The following is a 22,901-nucleotide window of genomic DNA, read 5'->3' as shown; positions in this document are numbered from 1 at the left end:
CTGGCCTTCCAAGTCCCTGAGACTGGTCCTTTGGGTGAGATGGGAGAATGTCATGGCTACAAATTGCCCCCAGCGGGTGAGCTTGCGATAAGATCGGCCGGGAAGGAAGCCCTGTTTTTCGATGCGGTTAAAATCATGTCTATCAATCGATTGTAGCAGTTGGGAGAGGATTGTGCTATGGTGGCTCATGGGTCTGATTTCTCCTTTGTTATTAGTGCTTTGTGGTGAAGACATTATAACATAAAAAGGAGCTTCAGACCCTCTTTTTTTGACCTCTTAACCGGACAGTAGTGCGATAAACGGTTCGATTTGCGCGAGCATTTTCAGTCCGGCGTAGCCTGAGCCCAGATCGTCAATGGCGATCCGGAATCCCTGTTGGCGATAATAATCGATGGTTCTTTTAAAAAGTTCGTCGTCCCGGATGCAAAAGCGCTCGGTGAGTTCAATGATGATCTTATCCCGGATGCCGAACAACTCGTCCAACATGCAGGATACACCGCCGTGATTGCACTCCGGCGTGCGGAAAATGGAGGGGCACAGGTTGATGCAAACCGGATGCGTTAAGCCCAGATCCTCCGCCTTTCTCATGGCGCTTCTTTGGCAGACGCGCTCCAATTGCAGCGTCTTCTGGAAAAACTGGCTGGCCTGGAACAGAGATTCCGTATTGGGAAAGCTGGACTCGCCCTTGATGCGGCTCAGAGCCTCGTATGCGAAAACATCTCCTTTGTGCAAATCGACGATGGGCTGAAAAACCGTTTCTATGCTTTGGTTTTCAATGATGTCCACCAAACTTTGGTAGCAGCCTGTTTCGTATACTTTCAAATTGTCACTGACTTGTTTGAAGTCCAGAATTTCCTGTTCCCATGTGGTTAGAGTTTGAAACATAGCGCGCCAATATTCCTTTTGATCGTTCGCGGTCTTTTTTCTCAGGGGCAATGTGCGCCCAGGGTGTTAGGGAAGCATTAGGGGCGAAATAATATTCCGTTAAACGGATTGTTCATCAGACAAAGGGATCTATGGAAGAGCGGAGCATCAAAAAATAAAATACGTTTTCGGCGTTTGTGTTCCTCTTTTTGGTATGATGATTTACCCGTAATAATCTGGCTTCTTGACATTAGTGCTTTGTGGTGTTATTTTTCCAATAAAAAAGATTTGAACAGAAACTAAATTGTTCGAAAGAGTTGTTCGCACAAGCAAGGCTTGTCGCGGGCTTAGGGAGGCGCAACAAGAAGCGCCTGAAAAAGCAGCTAAAAGCATCATCAAGGAAGTAAAGGAGACAATGGAAACCGACAACCAACCGCCACTTATGAGGCCCCCCAAGCCCGGGGAAGGCCTCGTAGTGCATGAACTCATCCGCAATTGCGCGCCGCTGGACCTGAATTCGGAATATGCATATCATTTGTTATGCCGTCATTTTGCGTCCACGTGCGTTATCGCCGAGTTGGAATCCCGCATAGCCGGGTTTATTTCGGGATACATCAAGCCAAGCGACGATCAGACCTTTTTTGTCTGGCAGGTGGCAGTTTCGCCTGATTTCCGCAAGAGAGGGCTGGGCCTCTCCATGCTTCACTGGCTTGCGGACCAAACCGATTGCAAGCAATTCGAAACCACGATCAGCCCATCCAACAAGGCCAGCCAAAGCCTGTTTTTGCGATTCGCCGAGGACAGGGGGCTGGAGGTGCGGCGAGAGACGTTTATCGAAGCTTATGAAACGGAAAAGGGACTCCATGAGGAGGAGATTCTTTTTCGGTTTGTTCCAAGTCAAAAACTTAAATAAAAAAAGGATATTACAATGCGTATATTTGAAAACTACGAGTCCCGAGTCAGGGGCTACATTCGCGCTTTTCCGGTAATTTTTGAAAAGGCATACGGTTCCATACTCACGGACACCATGGGTAAGGAGTACATTGATTTTTTCGCTGGAGCGGGAACCCTTAACTACGGCCACAACAACGAAAGCGCGTCCAACGCCATGATCGAGTATTTGAAAGGCCAGGGCGTGGTCCACGGATTGGACATGGCCACCAAGGCCAAGGAGCGTTTCCTGGAGAGCCTGGTTTACGGAATTTTGGAGCCTCGCAACCTGCAGTACAAAGTGCAGTTTACCGGCCCCACCGGCACCAATGCGGTGGAAAGCGCGCTCAAGCTGGCCCGTATGGTCAAAGGGCGTTCCAACGTCGTGGCGTTTACCAACGGATACCACGGACTTTCCATGGGCTCCCTAGGAGTGACGGGAAACACCTTTTATCGCGACGAAGCCCACATCAGCCGCAGCAACGTGAGCTTTCTGCCTTTTGACGGGTACATGGGGCCTGATATCAATACCTTGGATTTGTTCAGGAAGCTCCTGAACGATAACTCCAGCGGACTGGACCTGCCGGCAGCCGTGATTCTGGAAACCATTCAGGCGGAGGGCGGCGTGAACGTAGCCCGTCCCGAATGGCTGGCCGAACTGGCGGAAATTTGCCATGAATGGGACATCCTGCTGATCGTGGATGACATCCAGGTGGGCAACGGCCGCTCAGGGGATTATTTCAGCTTTGAAGAATCCGGAATCAAGCCGGACCTGGTCACCTTGTCCAAGGCCATTGGCGGGGGCCTGCCTTTGGCTCTCATGCTCATGCGGCCGGACCTGGACCAGTGGAAGCCCGGCGAGCATACGGGGACGTTCCGGGGCAACAATCTGGCCTTTGTGGCTGCGACGGAAAATTTCAAGCATTGGGAGAACAATGACCTGAGCGATGCCGTCAAGTACAAGGGCGGCGTCATGAAGGAAGAGTTGGAGAAAATCGCCGCCAAATACCCGGAACTGGAAGCCAACGTTCGCGGCCGGGGCATGATCTGGGGCCTGGAGGTTCCGGAAAAAGGCTTAACCAGCGAAGTCTCCAGCCTGTGCTTTGAAAAAGGCCTGGTGATCGAACTGGCCGGCGCCGACGATCAGGTTTTGAAATTCCTGCCCCCGCTGATTATTGATGAAGAAACTCTGCGTAAGGGCATCGCCATTGTGGATGAAGCCATCGGCGAGATTTTGGATCATAAAGAAGAACGTTTGAAGGGAGAGTTTGTATGTTAGTCAGGCAGTTGGATGATATTTTGGGAACCGACGCAGACGTTAAAGGCGAAACCGGAACCTGGGCCAGCCGCCGTCTTTTGCTGAAAAAGGACGGCATGGGCTTTTCGCTGCACGACACCATCATATATCCTGGAACCGAGACGCACCTTTGGTACAAAAATCATTTGGAAGCCGTGTACTGCATTCACGGAAAGGGCGAGATCGAACTGGTTCCTTCCGGGGAATTGATTCCCATCCGGCCCGGAACCATGTATGCCTTGGACAAGCACGACGAACACCTGCTCAGGGCCAGCGAGGAGTTGAGGCTGGTGTGCGTATTCAACCCTCCGCTTACGGGCCGGGAGGACCATGACGAGGATGGGGCCTATCCCGTTCTGGACGATTAACCGCAGGCAAGGCGCAGGAAGGCGAAAAAGACATACCATGAAATTCCATACCGTGGAAAAAATCGGCGGAACCTCCATGTCCCGATTCAAGGACGTGCTGGACAACGTCCTTGTAGGAAACCGTAAGGAATCGGAATTGTACCAGCGGATTATTGTCGTATCGGCTTACGCGGGCCTGACGGACTTGCTGTTGGAGCATAAAAAGACGCGCGAACCCGGGGTGTACGGGCTGTTTGTGGACGACAACGCCTCCTCCTGGGCCTGGGGCGACGCCATCTCCAAGGTCGGCGAAAAGATGCTTTCCATCAACGCCGAACTGGAGCCGCTGGGGTTGGACCTGGACCAGGCGGACCTCTTTGTCAAGGAGCGCATAGAAGGCGTCAGAAGCTGCCTGCTGGACCTGCATCGTTTATGTTCGTACGGGCATTTTCAGCTTTCAGAGCACTTGCTGACTATCCGGGAGCTTCTTTCCGCCATCGGCGAGGCTCATAGCGCCTACAACACCACGATGATTCTGCAGGATAAAGGCGTCAACGCCCGTTTTGTGGACCTGACCGGGTGGCGCGAGGAAGAGAATTGGGGGTTTACCGAGAAGGTCAAAAAGTTTTTTGACGGGACCAACTACGACGAGGAACTGCCCATAGTCACGGGATACACCCAGTGCAAGGAAGGCCTTATGCATACCTACGACCGCGGGTACAGCGAGATCACCTTCAGCAAGGTGGCCGTCGTAACCCAGGCGCGGGAAGCAATCATCCACAAGGAATTCCACCTTTCCAGCGCCGATCCGAAAATGGTGGGCGCGGAGAAAGTTCAGACCATCGGCCGCACCAATTACGACGTGGCCGATCAACTGGCGGACCTTGGCATGGAAGCCATCCATCCCGGGGCGGCTAAAGGGCTCAGGAACTCGGGCATTGACCTGCGCATCAAAAACACCTTTGAACCGGACCATCCCGGGACGCTCATCACCAACGATTATGTGAGCGAGTCCCCCTGCGTGGAAATCATTGCAGGAAGGACCGGCTTGACCGAAGTCCGGTTTATGGATCAGGACATGGTGGGCCTCACGGGATACGATCAGAAATTGTGCAAGGATCTGGATGACCGGGACTTGCGCTATGTGGCGAAAACCACCAGCGCCAACACCATTGTGCATTATTTTCCCGTGTCCATGAAACGGGCCGGGGATCTTGTGCGGAGTTGGAAAAAGAAATATCCCGAAGCTGATATCGACATGGGACCGGTGGCCATGGTTTCTCCCATCGGCAGCAATATGGCTGCGCCAGGCCTGATGGCCAGAGCCACCACGGCCCTGGATGAGGCCGGCGTTTACGTCATTGCCATGCAAAAGGACCGGCGTAATGTGGAAGCCAAGTTCATCGTGCCGGAAAGCGATTTGCAGCAGACCGTCAAAGTTCTGCATCGGGTCCTGGTGGAGGAATGCGCCCTTTAATTCATAATCCGTAACATTAAAAAAGCCGCGGCCTGTTGCAGACCGCGGCTTTTTGCTTAGGAGCAATGGAGAGGAAGATATATATGGTGAGCGATACCTGCTCTGACAATCAAAGCCGGGGCATGGCCTATTCCCCGGCGTGGAATATGTTTTTGATTTTTGCCGGCTCTTTGATCGCCGTGGCCGCGCTCAAGGGCATTGCAGTGCATCAGCATTTGGTCCCCGGCGGCGTGTTCGGCCTGGCCTTGCTGATTCATTACGCCGGGGCGGGGATCAGCGCCGGCATCCTGTTCATGCTGTTGAACATCCCCCTGGCCATTCTGGGTTATCTGAACATAAGCAAACGATTCATCCTATACAGCATATGGGCCATGGCCGTCTCCACCATTGCCTATGAAGTCATGGATTTTAATTTCGGAATAGAAAACCCCATTTACGCCAGCATCGCCTGCGGAGGGATTATGGGTTTTGGGATGGGCGTTGTGCTCAGGACCTTAGGCTCCAACGGAGGCATGGATATCGCCGCGATTATCCTGAATCGAAAATACAACATCGGCATCGGCAAGACCTATTTTGTGTTTAATTTGCTTTTGTTTTGCGCCAGCGCCGCGGTGATAAACCACGACCTGGTCGTTGGCTCCATACTAACGGTGTTCGTGGCTTCCGTGACCATTGACTATGTCCTGTCCATGTTTTCCAACCGGAAAATGGTGATGATCATTTCCCAGGAGGCTCAATGCATTGTGGACGACATCATGACCCATCTGAAGCAAGGCGCCACCATGCTTCAGGGGCAAGGGTGCTACTCCCGCACGCCCCGTCCGGTGATCATGACCATCACCAACAACGTGCAATTAAGAAGGCTGGAGGAGATCGTCTTTACCAAAGACCCCCAGGCCATTTTCATCGTGGAAAACACCTTCGCGGTCCTTGGCAGCAGCTTTACAAAACGCAAGTTATATTAAGGAAACATGGCGCGGGTGTTTCAAAGAAGCCCCCCCGAAAAGTGCAAGTGGGCTGTTCCTGTCAAAAATTTTATAGGTCTGAATCTGGCGCTGACTGCCTGCGTAGGCGCGTCCGTATTGGTCTGTTCGTTGTTTTGTTTTGGTCGGTTCCAAATAGGTCAACCTTTTCGCTCTCTACAGGGCGGAAGGGTTGACAAAGTCAATTGCAACTACTTGTAGTTGTTCAATTTCTGGACGATCCCTGACTATTAAATCTGCCTCATCTTGCAGTTTTTGGACCAGTTGTTCCGCATTGATTTTGCCTTCTCCAGCCGGTTTCCAGTTACGATTAATGAGATGAGCAAGAAACAGAATCCCATGGCGAGATTTAACAGATCTTAAGTACTGACCTACAAGCTGATTGTGTAGACAATCGCTTAAATCAGTGTATGAATAACGGCGATCAGTCGGTTTAAGTTCAATCCCAATCACACCCGCTTTTGAATTGTGCAAACGAATGTCGGGTTTCTTTTTTTGATCGACCTCCTCTTCCCTGATGACAGAATATTGATCCTTTGCAATTTTTTCTAAACGGTTTGCCAACCATTTTTGCAGGTGATGTTCGGGTTCATTCTCTGAAAACAGATCTCTTTCACTGAAATCACCACTTTCTATATCGACCTTAATATCACTTAATCTACTTATAGCTATTCTAAAAAGATCATCGGGCACCTTAGGTGAAACTTCCCAAATGTCCATAAACCTCAGGATGTCTTCTACACTCCAAGTCGTTTTTTCTGCATCCAAAGCTATCTGCTTATCCGCCAAATACTGAAACCAGTCCTTGTGTCTTTCCAGCCTTTCATCATTGGCAAGATCATTGAGTGCATTAAAGGCCTCTATACCAGGAGTTTCAGAGAGCACCTTCACAATCATAGCCCGAAACTTTTGTGCATGATCATAGGCACCGGGGGAGAATCCCCCTTCGTGCCATATATCCCTTTCAGGAGGAATGTGATGAAATAGCGCAGGAATCATGCGATGAATAGATATTGGCGTTAGATAGTCTGGTGTCAGTTCCACTTCTGACAATCCAAATGGTTCGGCAAACGAAGAAGCAAAATGTACCATAAACGAATCCAGGAGGTGTGCGATATCATTGCAGAACATAAGTTTGTAGAGTGGGGTGATATCTGAATTCCAGATTTCTGTGATTATAGCATAGTGGGAGACGAGAATTTGCTCTACAAAATCCCAAGCTGATTCAGCGTGAACATACATCCAGGCAGAAAGCCAAACCAGCAAAATGTCTGTTTTAAAACGGCGAACCAGCAAAGGGTGTTTTTTCAATATTAGGTTAAGTACCTCATTAGAATCAAAACTACTATTACTTAGAATTATACGGAAAACTGCTCTCATGACTTTGATGTCTTTAGGCGTTTGCGTTTGGAGAAGTTTTAAAAGGATGGTTGCTGAAAAATCAAGAAGAGTGCCCGGATGAAATTGTAAGTGAGGCAATATTTCATTATATTCTGTCTGGAAAAATTCAGCGAAATACTCCCTTTTCAAAACACTTTGAACTGTATGTGGTTGGGAATCTATCACTTCTGAAATCCAGTTGGGGTAGCCTTCGAATTCACGAAGTGCATAACGCACAGCAAGGTCTGCATCATTAGGGGAGATCCTTTTGAAATCCAGTCCGTTTTGAAATTCTATTTCTATTCCCGTTAGTCCTAAAAATACCTGCCATTCAGTACTATGTTTCTCTTTTTTTTCGTACGGAAGAGGCGGACGCCAATTATGCCAGACTGCGATAAAACCCTCTCTTGCCCACTCAGCCACATCAGCCCCATATTTTTCTTGAATTGGCTTCAGATTATCCACGGAGTGCGTGTAAGAATTCTCTACCCCGTCATTCTGACACATGTTCCAGAAATGGTGTAAAATGTTAATGTTGTTTCCTAATCGTATTTCATTTTCTTTTTGACGGATGATACGTCTGTTTTGTTCTAAAGTGATAGATTTTTTTCGGTCCAGTTTGGTCTGACGTTTTTGTTCAAGATTTTTTCTCTTGCGCTCTTGTTTATATGGGTCACGAAACAAGGCCATTTGCGCAATTCGTTCGCATTCACGATTTCCTTTTATGGAGTTAAAAATTTCTTTTCCAATATCTTTATTACGCTTAGTTTCCCATGCCCATATGTTTAAGGCGGCATCTAAACCACTTTGGCGATCTTCCGAGAATTCATTATTTTTTATGTCTTCTAAAAGCCAATTCAAATCCTCTATTTTGAGCTTGAGGAGACTATGTGTGTTTGGCAGGAGATATATTGGCCCATAGCCGGATTCCTTTTTTCTAACTTGAGCCACATGGAACCAAAATAATTTCCTTCGCCAAAAGGGAGACTGCGCTAATTTTAGCTCTAAGTCGTCAATTTGGTATAGATGGCAAATTTGATAATATTTACATTTTTGAAGAAAGATGAACGCATTATTTAGCAAATCTTCTTGTATATCAGAAAAGGAAAATTCATCTATAATTCTTAAAAATATCGATGTTATCGCACCTGCAACCCACCAATACCTTCGCTTTAGAAACTCTTTTCTGCGCGGTCTTTCCTGTTCACTCTCTACAAGAGTTAACATCGTTGATAGAAGAAAAAATAGTTCATCAGGCTGACAAAGCCTCACAAGATGGCTGGATAATATTCCTGGGAGAATGGTTTGTTTGTTGCTTATTTCTCTTTCTGCCTTTCCCACCAAATGAAGACAATCTGAAATTGTTAATGCTGATGGAAATAGCGCCATTATCATTGCGCCTATTATTTCATTCGATATAGTCTCTTGTTCCAACGCATATTTCCGGAGCCTATTCATTTGGTCGAGCGTCCCAATAATTTTTATAGCTCGAAATGCATAGTATCTAACGTGCCTATCTTGATTGACATCCATGGAAATACGAAGAGCTCTCTCAGAACAGGCTTGTAGTGCTTCAGTTTCAATAATTCGAAGCAATAGTTCAACAAAATCTTGATTTTTATTGGAATTATCTAAAAATTGATTAATTGGTTCGGCAAGATCGATATGTCCAATTCTTCTTACTTCTGCGTCAGAGATGCGCCATCTCAATCTTTTTCTTTTTTCATATAGCTGACAGAGAGCATTTTTCCGTTCCTCCACAGAAACTTGCAAGGGGTCCCCGCCAAATAAAATTATTTCCGGTGCAATTTTTAGACTTTGATTCCTAAAGTCATTATCAAAATGTGATAACCAACTTGCTATTGGTGCTAATGCAGGAATGGGTGTCCGTTTCCCATGGACCTCAGGAAAGAAAATATTGACTAATGATTCAATTCCGCATCCAGATATGCGGCATTGGTGCATCCACTTGGCTGCAAGATACTCTGCGACAGACCTATGATGAAATCGAACTCTTCCATAAGTGGCCTCGTCAAAAATGGGCTGTCGTAACAGGCTTTTGATTTCTTTGGGGGTCCAATCTTTCAGTACACTGGACGGATTAAAGGCAGACTCCATTGGTCCAGCCGTAAATGAATTATCTGGCAACAGAATGTTGGGCATCCTGCAAAACATTACTGTTGCAGACAATAACTCCGCCCCTTGACGCGCCTTTTCCAATGACAAAGGATCTTCATTTGCCCGATCAGGGTCCATCTCTCGTAATTTTTTGAAAATATTATGTTCAATTACTTCGGATAAATTTCCGAGGCTTCGAGTGCTTGCCCAGTAGTCCAAAAGCCACCCAACGTCTTGTGGCCTACCGACAAATACTTCAGAACCGGTTTTTCGAACCTCTTCAATAAATGCATTTGAGTCGTCAATTCCTGATGATTTAGCCATTAGGTCAACTTGATCCAAAGTTAACGGCAGCAGTTGAAATACTCTAGTCGTGGAGGTGTTTTGGGCAATCTCATCTTGATTCCGTTGGCCAGAAAATAGGTATTCATCAACAGTATTCCGGTCCATGGTACATTGCCAGTCACTTACTCTACAGGAAATTATGAAGTGTGCTCGTTTCCGCTGCTCCAAAATTTCCGAAATCAATTTTTTAAAGGTTTTTTCCAGTACCTTAGAATGCCTAAGCCGAGCCTCATCCACAGAGTCCAGAAAAAAGTACCCAAGTTCTTGGCTCCCCTTCCATTCTTGAAGACGGTTCCAATCCTCAGGCGCGTTCAATGCATACTGAATTTCATCGTCGATAAGAGTGCCAATATCAAGAAAAAACGCATACTTTCCTTTGATTAAAAGTTTCTTGGCTTGTTTTTTTAACTCAAGAGTTTTCCCTACTCCAGCTTCACCTAAAATAACGGCGCAGGAATAGCCAATAAGATCATCCCAGCCTATGCCTTTAACGAATTGTGGCAAACTAAAGATGCTTTCAAAAAGCTGATCCTCTGTTTTTCCACTGTCATCCGTTAATTCAAGGAATTTGCGGTTTAGCTCAACATATTCCATCTTATTTTGATCCTGAAAATTTGAAGTTGGCGCATCTTAGCCACAAACCCAGACATGGATTGAAATCAGATGGCATGACAAAATCAGGGACGGATTTGAGTTTCTTTCCCAGTTTGGCGGAGTAGCGAAGTATCATGATAGGGCAAGCCTCTAATCTCAAAAAATAATTGAATTTATCAGATAAGTATCATACCTAATAATCGACTTCAATATTCATATGAGGGAAAATAGATGAGAAGCGTTAATCGTTCAGCCGTCATAGTGAAACCACAAGAGCCTTTTTTGAATTGGCTTAATGGGCTCTACCCGGAAGAAAAATATTCTCTGGAAGATATTCGTCATGAATGCACTGTCTTCCTGATTCCCGAGTACGACGTGGTTGAAGAGGCGCAGGCATTTATCAAGAGGAATTTCAAGGCTATTTTCAGGCTTGAGCTTGAGGGTTGGAGTACTGACCCTAAAAATTTCCCCGGAAAGCTGACTTACAAAATGTTCTGTGAATGGTTTGCATGTGAAATCAATTCCGAAGTTTACGACCTGTCCGCGAAAAAGATTACCGTTGAAGACGCATAGAGAACCCTCCATCTGGACGGAACTCTCCCCTCCTCAAGTTTCGCTCACCAAGGTTTGCTAAAGAGAAACATTGCCTGTTTGGGGGCGTTGTAAAGGGCCATGGCGGCCTGGGATTGGAGCTTGAACCAGGGGCGGCGGAGCGAGTCCGCGAGCAGGTTGGGCCTGGCGCCCAAACGGTCCTGGATTACGTTGATGGAGCAATAGGCGGCGTTCAGTTTTTTCGCCATGGTCAGGCAGTCCATGGCGGCCAGGGGCGGGTCCTCTTCAAACCCGATGATAAAATGGGCGCCCGCCTCAATCCCTTGTTCCCGAAGCAGCCTGAAAGCCTGGTAAAAAACCTCGTCGCTAATGTTTTTCCCGAGCGCCTTTCGCTGTATCATAGAGGGGCTTTCCACGCCGATCTGGGCCATTTGGAACCCGCCTTTTTTCAGGGCCTTGGCAAACGCCGGGGTGACTTGATCGGCCCGCAGATAGCCCCGCAAGGCGAAGGAATAGCGGGAAAGCAAATTCAATACTTCCATACCCCTGTTCAATTCCGCCCCAAAGGTCATGTCCCTCAGGTAAATTTGGCGGGCTTCCAGGGTTTTCAGAAGATTAAGCTCCTTTTCGATTTCCGCAAGATTTCTGGATTTGTATCCCAGGCCGTCCAGTCCTGAGTTGCAAAAGGAGCATTTATAGGGGCAGCCGAAATCCGTCAGCAGCGAATGGAAGACTCCCTTCCATAAAGGCAGCTTGTATAAGGCGTTGTCCACCAGGTTGTGGGGGGGGACTCCCATGGAGTATTCAACGCCTTTAGGCGGCGGGGCGGGCGCCCGATCCCTGGTTCGCAAACGTCCAGACGCCTTTCCTTCCAGGATAAACTCGCCCAATTCCGGCGCGGTGAAGTCCAGGGCCAGGGCGTCAATAAAAGGAAAATCCTCAAAGGGGAAATCCGGGGCAAGGGCGGCTTCCCCCCCTATAACCACGCGGGTTTTTTCGTTGGCGATTTTCTGAAGAAAGGCCATGTCTTCTTGAAAGGACAGGGTGGAGGCCAGGCAATAGACTGCCTCCGGCTGATAGGCCTTGATGATTTTCCGCACCTGTTTGGCGGGCGTCTGTTGGGCCGCGGCGTCCAGGAGCATGATTCGGGCGCGGCCTCTAAGCTGGGCCGCCAGGCATAAGAGGTCTATGGGCTGCCAGTAGTAATTGGCTTTGGGGCGGGTGGAGCAGTAGTAATCCCGCAAGACCGGCGAGGACGCAGGCGGGTTTAGCAGCAGCACCCTGGAGAGGGAGCCTATGTCCAGGGTCCCGGCGCTCATGAGGCTCCCATCCAGTGCCAGGCCCGCCGTGCGAAGTAATAAACGGCTTCCCTGGAGCGCAGGGAGGCCAGAAGCCTTTTTGCGTTTCTCCGCTGCAGGTAAAAGCCCAAGAAGGCTTTTCGTTGCTGCCGCTTAAGGCTGGACCGGGAAAATCCCTGGGGCACGTACCCCACCTGGGAAAAGGTGGTGGTCAATCCTTCCATGGCGGCCGGATCGGCGGACAGCCTTTCCCATTCCGGGCAGCCGGGCAGGGGAGTAAACAGGGAGAAATTGGCCCGGGTCAGAGGCAGGCTTTTGGCGAAGTCCAGGGTGGCTTTCATGTCTTGCCGGGTTTCCTCGGGATACCCCAGGATAAAAAACCCGTTGACCTCCAGTCCCGCCTTTGCCAGCAGTTCGACCCTTTCTCCGACATGATCCAGGGAAAGGCCCTTTTTCATCCGGTTTAAAACCATGGCGCTGCCGGACTCCAGGCCCAGAGAGACCGAGTAGCAGCCGGCGCCTTTCATGGCCTGAATCAACTCTTTATCCAGGTTTTCCATGCGAACCCCGTTGGGACAGGTCCATGGGAGATTGACGCCCGCATTGATAATAGCCCTGCAGACCGCAAGGGCGTGGGCTTTGTTGGCCGTAAAATTGTCGTCGATGATTTGGGCCTCTTGCACGCCGAATCGGGTTTTCAGCGTCAGCAGCTCCTCTGCGACCAGTTGGGGGGCGCGAAACCGGATCTTACCCCCGGTCAGGGCCGGGACGCTGCAGAAGCCGCAGCCGTAGGAGCATCCCCGGCTGGTGAGCGCGGGCGCCACGGGAAACCGCCGAAAAAAGGCGCCGTGGGGGGCTTTGGGATATTGGCCGGGCGGCATCAGGTCCCAGGCCGGCATGGTTGGATGGTTAATATCCTCCCGAACTGCCGGCGGGCGGCAAATGGGCGCGTCCCCGCAAATGGCGGCCATTCCGGGAATTTTATTCAGATCATCGGGAGAGATGTCCTGAACCCCTTGGGCTGGAAACTCCCGGCATAAGATGCGTAGGCCTTCCTCCGCCTCTCCCCGCAGGACAAAGTCCAGATGCGGCCCCGTTTCCGCCAGGAATTCCATGGGCATGGCCGTAGGATGGGGGCCGCCGGCGAGGATGACCGCCTTGGGCAGAGCCTTTCTGACGGCGCCAATGCATTGAACGGCCGGAGATTTGGCTGCGGAAACCACGGAAAACCCGACCATGTCGGGGTTGAGGGACTTGGCTATGCTGTACAGCTTTTTAGGCGTCAGGCCCAGCCGCACGCCGTCCAGCAGGCTTACACGGGCTGAGTCGCGCACGGCGGCCGCCAAATAGCCCAGCCCAAGGGGCGGCGCTATGACGTCGCTGTAACTGGGAACCTTGACGAGTAAAAGATGCGGTTTCTGGCTCATATTCATGGCGTCAAATTAGAGGGTCCAGGGAGTTTTCATCCGGGCGCCTGCAACCAGGATTTTTTCCGCAATGGAGGCGGCGGCCCTTTCCGCCGGGAAACCGGCGAACAGGGTTTTCATTCTGGCTTTGGCCACGGGCCTGTATAGCTTGACTCCCAGGCGAAGCCACCAGGGGGCGGGAAAGTCCTCAAATTTGCGATCCAGGCACAGGCTTGGAAAATACAGGTTGTCCAACGTGCGTTTTAAAGCCGGGTCAAGGTAAGCCACGTTAACGTGGCTCCAGTCGTAATTTCCCCATTCCTGCAGGCTTTCAGGCGGCTGGAATCCATAGTTGTCTATGACCTCATCCCACATGGAGGTGCCGGGAAAAGGCAGAAAGTTGTATATGGGGGACAGCCTGGCGTTGGGGTTGTCCTCCATGATGCGAAACATCACCTTGACCGTTTTTTTCAGGTCTGCCAGGGTTTCTCCGGGCAGCCCGGAAAGCCAGGAGTAAAAAATATAGATGCTAAACCCGCTCCATAACTTATTGGCCTTAAGCAACATGGGCACGGTATGGGGCTTGTTGACATAGTTGAGAATTTTGGGGCTGCCTGACTCCGCTCCCACGGAAACCCTCTGGAGCCCGCTTTTTTCCAGATCCTGTAAGCCCGCCTGGTCGAACTGCAGCATGCTGGGCACGTCCACGCCCTGGATCTGCCAATAAAACTGGCGGGACTGGTTTTTCAGGGCGGCGACCACGGCGGCGCTTCGATTTCTATTCAGGAAAAAATTGTCGTCAACCAGGTACACGCCGTCCAGATTCATGGAATCCCGGGCCCAGAACATGCGTTCCAGGGTTTTTTCCGCGTTCATGGCGCGGAAGCGATGATTGCCCGACTGGCCTGTGTGATAGCAATACCTGCAGTGATGCGCGCACCCCCTGGAGCTTTCCAGGTTGATCATGCGCTTGCCCCGATAGACCTGCACGTAGTCTTCCACGTTCACCAAGTGGTAAGGGGGCAAGGGCAGGGAGTCCAGGTCCACGGGCGGACGCAGTTCGTTTTGTATAATTTTTCCGTCCTGTTTGAACCACACCCCCCGGACGCCTTTCAGGGATTTTCCCGCGGACAATTTGTCCATGGCTTCCAAAAGGGTTTCCTCGCCGTCTCCTATCACCGCCATGTCGATGTTGGGGTCCTGGAGGGTTTCCTGAGGGCTTAAACTGGGGTGATTGCCTCCCCATAGGACGGGAATATCGCTGTTTTCCTTGATAAAACGCGATACCGCCCAAGCCCTTGCCACCGGCTGCCCGCTCATGACCGACAGGCCCGCGAACAAGGGTGCCGCCGCCAGCGCCCTTTTTAATTTGGCCTGCCAGTCCGATTCTATCCGGAGATCAATGATGGAAAATGAATAATGTTTTGCCGCCAGAGAGGCTGTTTGGATCAGCCCCAGGGGAAGATGGGGTTTGTCGCGCACCACATCCATGTCCCCTATGTACGGATAAATCAATACTGCGTCTGCCATTGGTTTCCTGAATCCCCCCTCCAGGTGAGTATTGGATTAGTTTTAGGTCCATGGCCGTTGAAAGTCAATCTTGGAATTGGACAGGTCACTATTTTGGCGGATTCGACAGGATGTTGGCGCGGTTTTGGGTACGTTGCCTTTGTAACCGCCTTATTTCTATTAAGTATTGATAGATCAGCAGGCTTGAGTGGTATTTTAAAAATTGGCCTGAATATTGCTAATACAGCTTTCACTGGAAATTTTGATTTTAGGCCAAGGGGCAATTTTGTGAAATCGTGTCTGGCTTTTCAGGTTATTGCGGGAAGACGCGGCCAAACGGCCAATGGGGCCGGGCATAGATTTTACTATGTTTATAAGGCGTTGTGACGCCAAATATTTGACAATGCAACTTTTGAATCTGGATGCAGGATGGTCGAAAAAACTAATGATGATTGGAGCCTAAAATGGAGAGTAATTCCTTCCGGCAACGAATGACTGTGGGCAAACGGATTGCGTTCGGCTTTGCCGTGGTTTTGGTTTTGCTTACGGCCGTAGGGCTGCTGAGCTTCACCGGGGTGGGCGGTATAGTGCACAACGCCGGCATGGTCATAGACGGCAACAAGCTGGACGGCGTTTTGGCCCAACGCGAGGTGGATCACCTTAACTGGGCCGGATCCGTCAACGCGCTGCTTACGGACGAAAATATTACGGAACTGCATGTGGAGACCGACCCCCGTCAATGCGGTTTCGGCAAATGGCTTTATGGGGAAGGGCGTAAGAATGCCGAAGCTCTGGTTCCGTCCCTGGCGCCTATTATCAAGCGGATTGAAGAACCTCATGCCAGGCTGCACGAGTCAGCCATCTCCATTGGCAAGGCGTTTCAGCCTGCGGACGCGAATTTGCCCGCCTATTTGCAGGCTCGCCAGATAGATCATCTTAAATGGATGGAAACGATTGATGATTTATTCCTGGAAAATCATGCAAAGCTGGATGTGATCACCGACGACCACCAGTGCGCCCTGGGTAAGTGGCTTTTCGGGGAGGAAGCTAAAAAGGCCGTGGAAAGAAACCCCTCCTTGGGGCCGCTTCTTAAGGCATTGGAGGAGCCTCACAGGCAGCTTCATGAATCCGCCAAACAGATTCAAACAGAGTACCGGCAAATCCATCCCGGGCTGATGGTCATGTTGCAGCAAAGGCTGGACGACCACAGGCGCTGGGCCGCAGCAGTGGCCCAGGCCATTCTGGAGCGGAAAACCTCATTGGATGTGGAGACCGATCCCGCCAAATGCGCCTTTGGCAAGTTTTTGCAGTCCAGGGAAGCCCAGGTGTATATGGCCTCGTCTCCGGCCTTAAAACAGGCTTTGGAGGCTTGCAAGGCGCCCCATGACGCTTTACACAGATCAGCCATAGACATCGATGCTTCTTTGAAAGCCGGAGACGCCTTTTCCGCCAGGGACGTCTACACCATGGTGACTTTGCCGGCCTTGGAGGAGGTGGGAGAATATTTTAACCAAGCCATTGATGCGGAAGCCAAGCTGATGGAAGGGCGAAACAAGGCTTTGGATGCGTATCGTAAACATACCCTGCCCGCCCTGGAAAAAACCGAGGCGGCCATGGAAGCCTTGCATCATGAGGCGGCGGCGCTGTTGGAAGGACAGCGGGAGGCCAACCAAATATACGCTTCCCAGACCATGCCCAGCCTGAGGACGGTTCAAGAACTGCTGGGAGAAATCCGGCAAGAGGCGAAAAAGAACATCATGACGGACGTGGTCATGCTGGACGCAGCCAAGGGCACGAAAAGAAACGTCAGCATCGTAGGGCTTGCTGCGATCATTGCCGGACTTTTTCTGGCGATAGTCATTGCCCGGGGCATTGTCAATGTGCTTACAAGAATCAGCCAAAATTTGGGTGAAGGCGCCGATCAGGTGGCTTCGGCTTCCAATCAGGTGGCCGGCTCCAGCCAGTCTTTGGCCGAAGGCGCCTCCGAGCAGGCTGCGTCCCTGGAGGAAACCTCCTCCTCCATGGAGGAAATGGCATCCATGACCTTACGCAACTCGGAAAACGCCAATCAAGCCGATGTGCTCATGCAAAAAACCAAGAGCGTGGTGGAGAAGGCCAGCCAGACCATGGAAGAGCTCACCGGCGCCATGGAAGGGATTTCCAACGCCAGCGCCGAGACCTCAAAGATTATCAAAACGATTGACGAAATAGCCTTTCAGACGAATTTGCTGGCTTTGAACGCCGCCGTGGAAGCGGCCAGGGCGGGGGAGGCGGGGGCCGGATTTGCGGTCGTCGCGGATGAAGTGCGCAATCTGGCTGTCAGGGCCGCCGAGGCCGCTAAAAACACAACGGAACTGATCCAAGGCACGGTCAAACGCGTGGAAGACGGCGCCCAATTGCTTGACTCCACAACCGAGGCCTTTGGCGAAGTGGCCGAAACCACCGTCAAGGTCGGGGAGATCGTGGGGGAGATCGCCGCCGCCTCCAATGAGCAGACACAGGGCTATGAGCAAATACGCAAGGCCGTGTCTGAAATGGACAAGGTTACGCAGAGTACGGCTGCTAATTCCGAGGAATCCGCCAGCGCAGCCGAAGAATTAAACGCCCAGGCCGAGCAGATGAAACAAATCGTTGAGGAACTGATGGTTCTGGTGGGGGGAAACTTCTCCGGCCAACCCGTTTCCAGAAAGGCGCTCAAGGGCCAGGAAAGAAAAATGCTGGAGGCGCGGAAAGACCTGCCTGCGCTGGGTATGATCTGATTGATAAGAGACGCCTGATCCAGCATAGTAATTAAAACGGCGTCCCATTATAGGGTTGAATATACCGCGGTCGGGCTAACCGGCCGCGGTTTTAATGTTTTTTAGGTCAATATTTTATCTGAAATATCAGTACTTATATTGCATCTTAATCAGGCCTTTCACAAAGAGATTCTCCTCAATCAAAAGCCATGCCTCCAGCCTTGCAGAACGCAGCTTGAACCAAGATGGTATTTAAAAACAGACGGAAAGCTGAAATGGTTGCTTTGCCTTCCCGTTAAAAGATGATATGAAGTGCTATAACGATCAGTTATTATGAGGTAATATAGTGGAAACCCATTCAACCAGAGAATCATATCAGGAAATCCTCAAGCAACTGGAGGAGGAGAAGAAGCTCCGCCAAGAAGCGCAGGAGACTGCCGCCGATTTGGAGGGAAGGCTGGACCATGTGTTTGATATGATTCCCGCCGGGATCTATGAAATCGACTTCAGAACAGGCGGAATCTCCAATGTGAATGACGTCATGTGCGCTTATTTGGGATATACCAGGGAGGAGTTTTTAAATCTTAAACCATGGGACCTGCTGACTCCTGAAAGCAAGGAACTGTATCAGCAACGAATGGAGGATTTTTTATCCGGAAAAGATATTTCCACCGAAGTGCAGTATACCATCCGCATGCGAAGCGGCGAGGAATTGCGATGCCTGCTGAACAACCGCTTTGTCTATAAGGACGGCCAGCCCGTGGGGGCGGTGGTCATTGTCAGGGACGTGACGACCGAGTGGCGGGCGCAGGAAACCTTGCGCTCTCAAGCAATGGCCCTGGAACAGAGTTTTGATGGAATCGGCATCTTTACTTTGAACGGCGAGGTCATTTTCGTCAATCAGGCCTGGGCGGACATGCACGGTTATGAAACCGCTCAGGAACTGACCGGCAAAAACCTCAGCATATTTCATTCGCCCGCCCAGTATGAATCGCAGATCCGTTTTTATCTGACGGACCCTGCATACGACGGCGCCAATGACGTCCAGGTGACTCATCTCAGAAAAGACGGCGTTGAATTTCCCACCCGCATGAGCACCTCCATTATCAAGGACGACTCCGGCAAGCACGTGGCCCTGTTGGCCATCGCCCAGGATATTACCCATTCTCTGCGTATGGAGGAACGACTTAGCCATGCGCAGAAGATGGAGGCCATAGGCGTTCTTGCAGGGGGGATAGCACATGATTTCAATAATATACTTCATCCATTGATGGGGTATGCGGAGTTGGCTTTGGAGGACATCCCTTTCGAAAATCCGGCAAGCGAATGCGTCCGGGAGATCGTCCGGGCCACAGGCCGGGCCAAGAGCCTGGTCTCTCAGATTCTCAGCTTCAGCCGATCCGAGAAGGAGGAGCAAAAGCCCATTAATCTGAGCAATGTCGTCAAAGAAGTCCTGGCTCTGATTCGTGCAAGCCTTCCGGCGGCCATCCGGATTCAGGAGGAATTTGAGGCGGCGCCCTGTCTGATAATGGGTAATCCGACCCAGGTTCATCAAGTGGTGATGAATTTGTGCACCAACGCTTATCAGGCCATGAAGGAAAGCGGGGGCTTGCTCAAGGTTTCCTTGAAAACGGAATCCCGCATTCCCGGCGACATGGCTTCTTTGCCTTCCGCTACGCTCAGAGAATACGCCAAACTGGAGATCCAGGATACCGGAGGCGGCATGGAGCCTCACGTGGCGTCCAGGATTTTTGAGCCCTATTTCACCACAAAGCCCAAGGGGCAGGGAACCGGCATGGGCTTGGCCATGGTGCACACCATCATGACTCAGCATAAGGGAGAGGTTTGCGTGGAAACCCTTCCCGGATACGGCAGCACTTTCGCCCTGTATTTTCCCGTATTGCACATGGAGGGCCTTTCCGAAGAGCCAAGGGAAAAAGTCAAGGCGGCCGGCGGCGAGGAAAAAATCCTGCTGGTCGACGACGAAGACTCCATAACCATGCTGCTGGAAAGGGCTCTGGGACGGTTGGGATACCGGATTGACGCCTACACCAGCAGCGCCGCCGCCCTTGAATCATTTACCGCCGATCCCGATGGATTCGACCTGGCCATCCTGGACGTAGCCATGCCGGAAATGACCGGGGACGTCTTGCTGAAAAAAATCAAAGAAATCAGACCGGATTTTCCGTGCATCCTGTTCACGGGCAACGACCATTCCATGAGCAAGGCCCGTGCGCTGGAATTGGGAGCGTGCCAACTCCTTGCCAAACCCCTGCGCACCCAAGCCATGGCCGCCGCCATCCGCCAGGTTTTGGACGAGCCCGGGGAACAATAAACGCAATTTTTGCCTTTTATGAAAACCGGCGCGAAACATTTTTCGCGCCGGCGGGCTGATTGTTATTCCGGAACAGGTCTGAATTTGGGCAGGGTGATCTCCGGCGTCACCGGGTCAAAGAGGACTTCCACCGGCATGTCGCACTGCAGTTTTTCCAAGTCGCAATCCACGATATTGGTTAACATGGAAAAGCCTTCGTCCAGGTTGACGACAGCCAGGGCATAGGGCGTGCTGGACGCAAACTCGGGCGGAGCAAAGTCGTAGGCGACGGTAAAGGAAAAAATCTTCCCTTTTCCGGCGGACTCCTTCCAGTCCAGGTTTGTTCCCATGCAAGCGGGACAAACGATTTTGGGATAGAAAATCACTTCTCCACAGTCTTTGCAATGCTGATACAAGAGTTTATTTTCTTTACAGCCTTCATAAAATGTCTTGCTGAGGCTGGTAAGCAGCGGCAACGGTTTTGTGTATTCGGCCATGATCAAACCTCCCTTCCAAGAACGCCTGCGTGAAAATCCATGCCTACTCCGCCGGAAGCGGTTTCCACCACAATGTCCGCGTTTTTAACTTGTCTTTCTCCCGCCTTGCCCATTACCTGGCGGGCGGCCTCCACAAGGATGGCAATCCCTCCTCCTGCGCCTGTGTGTCCTTGGGCCATCATGGCGCCGTTAGTGGACACGGGAAGGTCTTGGCGATTGCTGCATCTATGGGGTTGTATATGCCCTGGTCCTTTTTCCAAGCCAGGGAAAGGGCGAGATAGCGGCTGGCTTCCAAGTCCATTTTCATTTCCGCCAGCATGGCCTGCACCAACTGGAATTTTCCCACCGGCTTTCCGAACTGTTTGCGGGTTTTGGCGTAGTCGATGCACAAGTCCAACTCCGCTTCCATGAGGCCGACAATGGGCGCGAAGGCCAGCCTTTCCCAGCCGAGAGAGGCGATCATGGCGGTGAAGCCTTCTCCTTCCTTGCCCAGAAGGTTTTCAGCCGGTATTTTTGCGTCATTGAAAAACATTTCTCCGGTGGGCGTGGACTTGCCGAAATGCTTTCTCATGGGCGGCCCGCAAGTCAAACCCGGGGTGTCCCGGTCGACAATGAAGCCGGTAATTCCGCCCGCCCGTTTGGACATGTCCATGGTGGCGTACGTCACGAAGACGTCGGCTATCGGCGCGTTGGAAATGAACGTTTTGCTTCCGTTCAGGATGTAGTAATCGCCGTCCCTGACGGCCGTAGTCGCCAAAGACGTGGCATCGGTCCCGGCCTCGGGTTCCGTGAGGGCCAGGGCGCCGATCCATTCACCCGTCGCCATTTTGGGAAGATACCGGACCTTTTGCTCCTTATTGCCAAGGTCGCATATGGACATGGCGGCGAGGAAAAGGTGCGATCCCCAAACCGTGCACATGGATCCGTCAAAAGACCCTCTGGCAAATGCAATAAGGCGCCGCAGCCCTTTAAATGAGTCTCCTTAAGGGATTTTTCGGCAGGACTGCTGCTGCACCGGATTCACCTCCGGATCGTAGCAGTCCACGGGCAGGCGGCCGGCGCGGGCGATGCAGGCGTTGCAGAAAGAGCATTTGGGGCCGTTTTCGCCGTTCAGGATATTCCTAAACAAACACGGATCCGCAATCATGGCGCGCCCCACGGACACGGCGTCGCAGGCGCCGCCGTCAATGGCCTCTTCCATATGCTCCCGGGTTAAAAAGCCTCCCACGCAGATGACCGGAATGCTCAGCTTTTTTTTGAACTCCCGGGCGTAATGCAGGTTGAATCCTTCCTGGGCGGGCCAGATATGGTCGAATATATAAGCCAAAGGGTGACGAAAGCAGGTTATTCCAAAACGCCGGAACCAGGGCAGTTGCGGCCCTATGCCTTCTTCCATCAATCCTTTGAAGAACGGTCCGAAATTCCCCCGGATCATGGGGAATCCCGACTCATAATGCCCCACCGTGACCTCTAAGGCGTCCAACCCTTCCTCTTGCAGAATGCGGGCGACTTCCACCAGTTGAGCGGTAGACAGGCCCTGCCTGCCCGGCAAATAGTCGGCGCCGTTGATTTTCATGATGACGGTCAGGTTGGTGCGCTCCCGGATTCCCCAATAAATTTCCAAAAGCAGGCGTAGGCGTTTGACAAAACTCCCGCCGTATTGGTCGTCCCGGCGATTGGTGTAGGGCGTGAGAAACTGGTTGATAAGGTATCCGTGGCCGGCATGGATTTGCACGCCGTCAAACCCGGCTTGTTCGCAGATTTCGGCGGAGCGCACGTAATCTTCCGCCGCCTGTTTGATTTCCCGCTGCGTAAGAGGCCTGGGCTTGACGCCCATGACCTTTTCCTTCACGTCGGAGGCGGAAACGGCGGAGTCCAGGCCCATGGCCCTGGCCATAACCTGCCTGCCGCAATGGTTGATTTGCCCGAACAGCAGGCCGCCCTGGCAGTGGACAAGGTCCGCCCATTGGCTCAGGCCTTTGATCTTGTCCACATGGTCGGCGCCGCACATGCGGTAGGTGGACTTGCCTTCCTCGGTCACGTAAAGATTGCCGGTGATGATGAGGGGCGTGCCGGCCTGGGCTATGGGCCGGTAAAAATCCAACAGTTCGTCGGAGACGAATCCGTCCTCGGTCGCGCGGGTTTCGGATGTGGCCGTCTTGAACACCCGGCCGTCGGCGGTCAGTTCTCCAATTTTTAAAGGTTGAGCCAGGATGGAGGATGATTGCATGGTCGGAGCCCTTTCCGGCGGT

19 protein-coding genes are annotated in these 22,901 nt (G+C 51.5%); 9 read left to right on the top strand and 10 right to left on the bottom strand.

Annotated elements, in window-relative coordinates:
- Both G491_RS35035 and G491_RS0122020 read right to left on the bottom strand, forming a co-directional pair.
- Positions 1 to 189 (bottom strand): DUF4372 domain-containing protein (locus tag G491_RS35035; protein WP_169829497.1); only part of this gene is annotated, 189 nt, incomplete at its 3' end.
- An 87-nt stretch (positions 190 to 276) separates the two neighbouring features.
- Complete coding sequence (locus G491_RS0122020; RefSeq protein WP_028316100.1) at positions 277 to 885, bottom strand: EAL domain-containing protein; 609 nt, start codon at positions 883 to 885, stop codon at positions 277 to 279.
- Between the two features lie 394 nt (positions 886 to 1,279).
- Here G491_RS0122020 and ectA point away from each other — a divergent pair, with 394 nt between their 5' ends.
- The 5 genes from ectA (at position 1,280) to G491_RS0121995 (ending at position 5,880) form a co-directional block, all read left to right on the top strand.
- A complete protein-coding gene (gene ectA, locus G491_RS31985) occupies positions 1,280 to 1,777 on the top strand; it encodes a diaminobutyrate acetyltransferase (protein ID WP_051327454.1) in 498 nt (165 codons plus the stop codon).
- 15 nt (positions 1,778 to 1,792) lie between these two features.
- Positions 1,793 to 3,073, top strand: a complete 1,281-nt coding sequence (ectB, locus tag G491_RS0122010) for a diaminobutyrate--2-oxoglutarate transaminase (RefSeq protein ID WP_028316099.1) — start codon at positions 1,793 to 1,795, stop codon at positions 3,071 to 3,073.
- The gene (locus G491_RS0122005) at positions 3,067 to 3,459 is read left to right on the top strand and encodes an ectoine synthase (protein WP_012610312.1); all 393 of its coding nucleotides are present in this window, start codon (positions 3,067 to 3,069) and stop codon (positions 3,457 to 3,459) included. The genes ectB and G491_RS0122005 overlap by 7 nt, the downstream gene beginning before the upstream one ends.
- A gap of 37 nt (positions 3,460 to 3,496) precedes the next feature.
- Entirely contained in the window at positions 3,497 to 4,915 is a 1,419-nt protein-coding gene (locus G491_RS0122000; RefSeq protein ID WP_028316098.1) for an aspartate kinase, read from the top strand.
- 83 nt (positions 4,916 to 4,998) lie between these two features.
- On the top strand, positions 4,999 to 5,880 hold the full coding sequence (locus G491_RS0121995) for a YitT family protein (protein WP_051327453.1): 882 nt from the start codon (positions 4,999 to 5,001) through the stop codon (positions 5,878 to 5,880).
- A 174-nt stretch (positions 5,881 to 6,054) separates the two neighbouring features.
- Here G491_RS0121995 and G491_RS0121990 read toward each other — a convergent pair whose 3' ends face one another.
- On the bottom strand, positions 6,055 to 10,335 hold the full coding sequence (locus tag G491_RS0121990) for an NACHT domain-containing protein (protein WP_028316096.1): 4,281 nt from the start codon (positions 10,333 to 10,335) through the stop codon (positions 6,055 to 6,057).
- 231 nt (positions 10,336 to 10,566) lie between these two features.
- On the opposite strand from G491_RS0121990, the gene G491_RS0121985 reads away from it, so the two are divergent.
- Positions 10,567 to 10,908, top strand: a complete 342-nt coding sequence (locus G491_RS0121985; RefSeq protein ID WP_028316095.1) for a hypothetical protein — start codon at positions 10,567 to 10,569, stop codon at positions 10,906 to 10,908.
- 44 nt (positions 10,909 to 10,952) lie between these two features.
- On the opposite strand, the gene G491_RS0121980 is transcribed toward G491_RS0121985, so the two are convergent.
- Genes G491_RS0121980 through G491_RS0121970 form a run of 3 tightly spaced genes read right to left on the bottom strand, consistent with a single transcriptional unit; the run spans position 10,953 to position 15,121 of the window.
- Positions 10,953 to 12,206 carry a B12-binding domain-containing radical SAM protein gene (locus G491_RS0121980; protein ID WP_028316094.1) on the bottom strand — a complete coding sequence of 418 codons (1,254 nt, stop codon included), beginning with the start codon at positions 12,204 to 12,206 and terminating at the stop codon, positions 10,953 to 10,955.
- Complete coding sequence (locus tag G491_RS34440) at positions 12,203 to 13,612, bottom strand: B12-binding domain-containing radical SAM protein (RefSeq protein ID WP_169829496.1); 1,410 nt, start codon at positions 13,610 to 13,612, stop codon at positions 12,203 to 12,205. Before G491_RS34440 ends, G491_RS0121980 begins: the two co-directional genes overlap by 4 nt.
- Before the next feature lie 15 nt (positions 13,613 to 13,627).
- Positions 13,628 to 15,121 carry a B12-binding domain-containing radical SAM protein gene (locus G491_RS0121970; protein WP_028316093.1) on the bottom strand — a complete coding sequence of 498 codons (1,494 nt, stop codon included), beginning with the start codon at positions 15,119 to 15,121 and terminating at the stop codon, positions 13,628 to 13,630.
- Between the two features lie 57 nt (positions 15,122 to 15,178).
- On the opposite strand from G491_RS0121970, the gene G491_RS35625 reads away from it, so the two are divergent.
- The 3 genes from G491_RS35625 to G491_RS31975 all read left to right on the top strand — a co-directional run bounded on the left by G491_RS35625 (position 15,179) and on the right by G491_RS31975 (position 20,173).
- Positions 15,179 to 15,487: a hypothetical protein gene (locus G491_RS35625; protein WP_169829495.1), complete on the top strand. Its 309-nt coding sequence runs from the start codon at positions 15,179 to 15,181 to the stop codon at positions 15,485 to 15,487.
- Positions 15,488 to 15,564: 77 nt separating this feature from the next.
- Positions 15,565 to 17,859: a methyl-accepting chemotaxis protein gene (locus G491_RS0121965; protein WP_028316092.1), complete on the top strand. Its 2,295-nt coding sequence runs from the start codon at positions 15,565 to 15,567 to the stop codon at positions 17,857 to 17,859.
- A gap of 325 nt (positions 17,860 to 18,184) precedes the next feature.
- Complete coding sequence (locus tag G491_RS31975) at positions 18,185 to 20,173, top strand: PAS domain-containing hybrid sensor histidine kinase/response regulator (RefSeq protein ID WP_028316091.1); 1,989 nt, start codon at positions 18,185 to 18,187, stop codon at positions 20,171 to 20,173.
- A 62-nt stretch (positions 20,174 to 20,235) separates the two neighbouring features.
- Here G491_RS31975 and G491_RS0121955 read toward each other — a convergent pair whose 3' ends face one another.
- The 4 genes from G491_RS0121955 to G491_RS0121940 are packed head-to-tail and all read right to left on the bottom strand — an operon-like array spanning position 20,236 to position 22,879.
- Positions 20,236 to 20,649, bottom strand: a complete 414-nt coding sequence (locus G491_RS0121955; protein WP_028316090.1) for a Zn-ribbon domain-containing OB-fold protein — start codon at positions 20,647 to 20,649, stop codon at positions 20,236 to 20,238.
- 2 nt (positions 20,650 to 20,651) lie between these two features.
- Positions 20,652 to 20,849 carry a thiolase C-terminal domain-containing protein gene (locus G491_RS35620; protein WP_157468480.1) on the bottom strand — a complete coding sequence of 66 codons (198 nt, stop codon included), beginning with the start codon at positions 20,847 to 20,849 and terminating at the stop codon, positions 20,652 to 20,654.
- Entirely contained in the window at positions 20,828 to 21,601 is a 774-nt protein-coding gene (locus G491_RS31970) for an acyl-CoA dehydrogenase family protein (RefSeq protein WP_345917602.1), read from the bottom strand. The genes G491_RS35620 and G491_RS31970 overlap by 22 nt, the downstream gene beginning before the upstream one ends.
- A gap of 30 nt (positions 21,602 to 21,631) precedes the next feature.
- Positions 21,632 to 22,879, bottom strand: a complete 1,248-nt coding sequence (locus tag G491_RS0121940) for an oxidoreductase (RefSeq protein WP_028316089.1) — start codon at positions 22,877 to 22,879, stop codon at positions 21,632 to 21,634.
- Positions 22,880 to 22,901: the final 22 nt, after the last annotated feature.

This window comes from Desulfatibacillum aliphaticivorans DSM 15576, from assembly GCF_000429905.1.
GTDB classification, from domain to species: domain Bacteria; phylum Desulfobacterota; class Desulfobacteria; order Desulfobacterales; family Desulfatibacillaceae; genus Desulfatibacillum; species Desulfatibacillum aliphaticivorans.
This window is presented reverse-complemented; position numbering and strand designations above follow the sequence as displayed.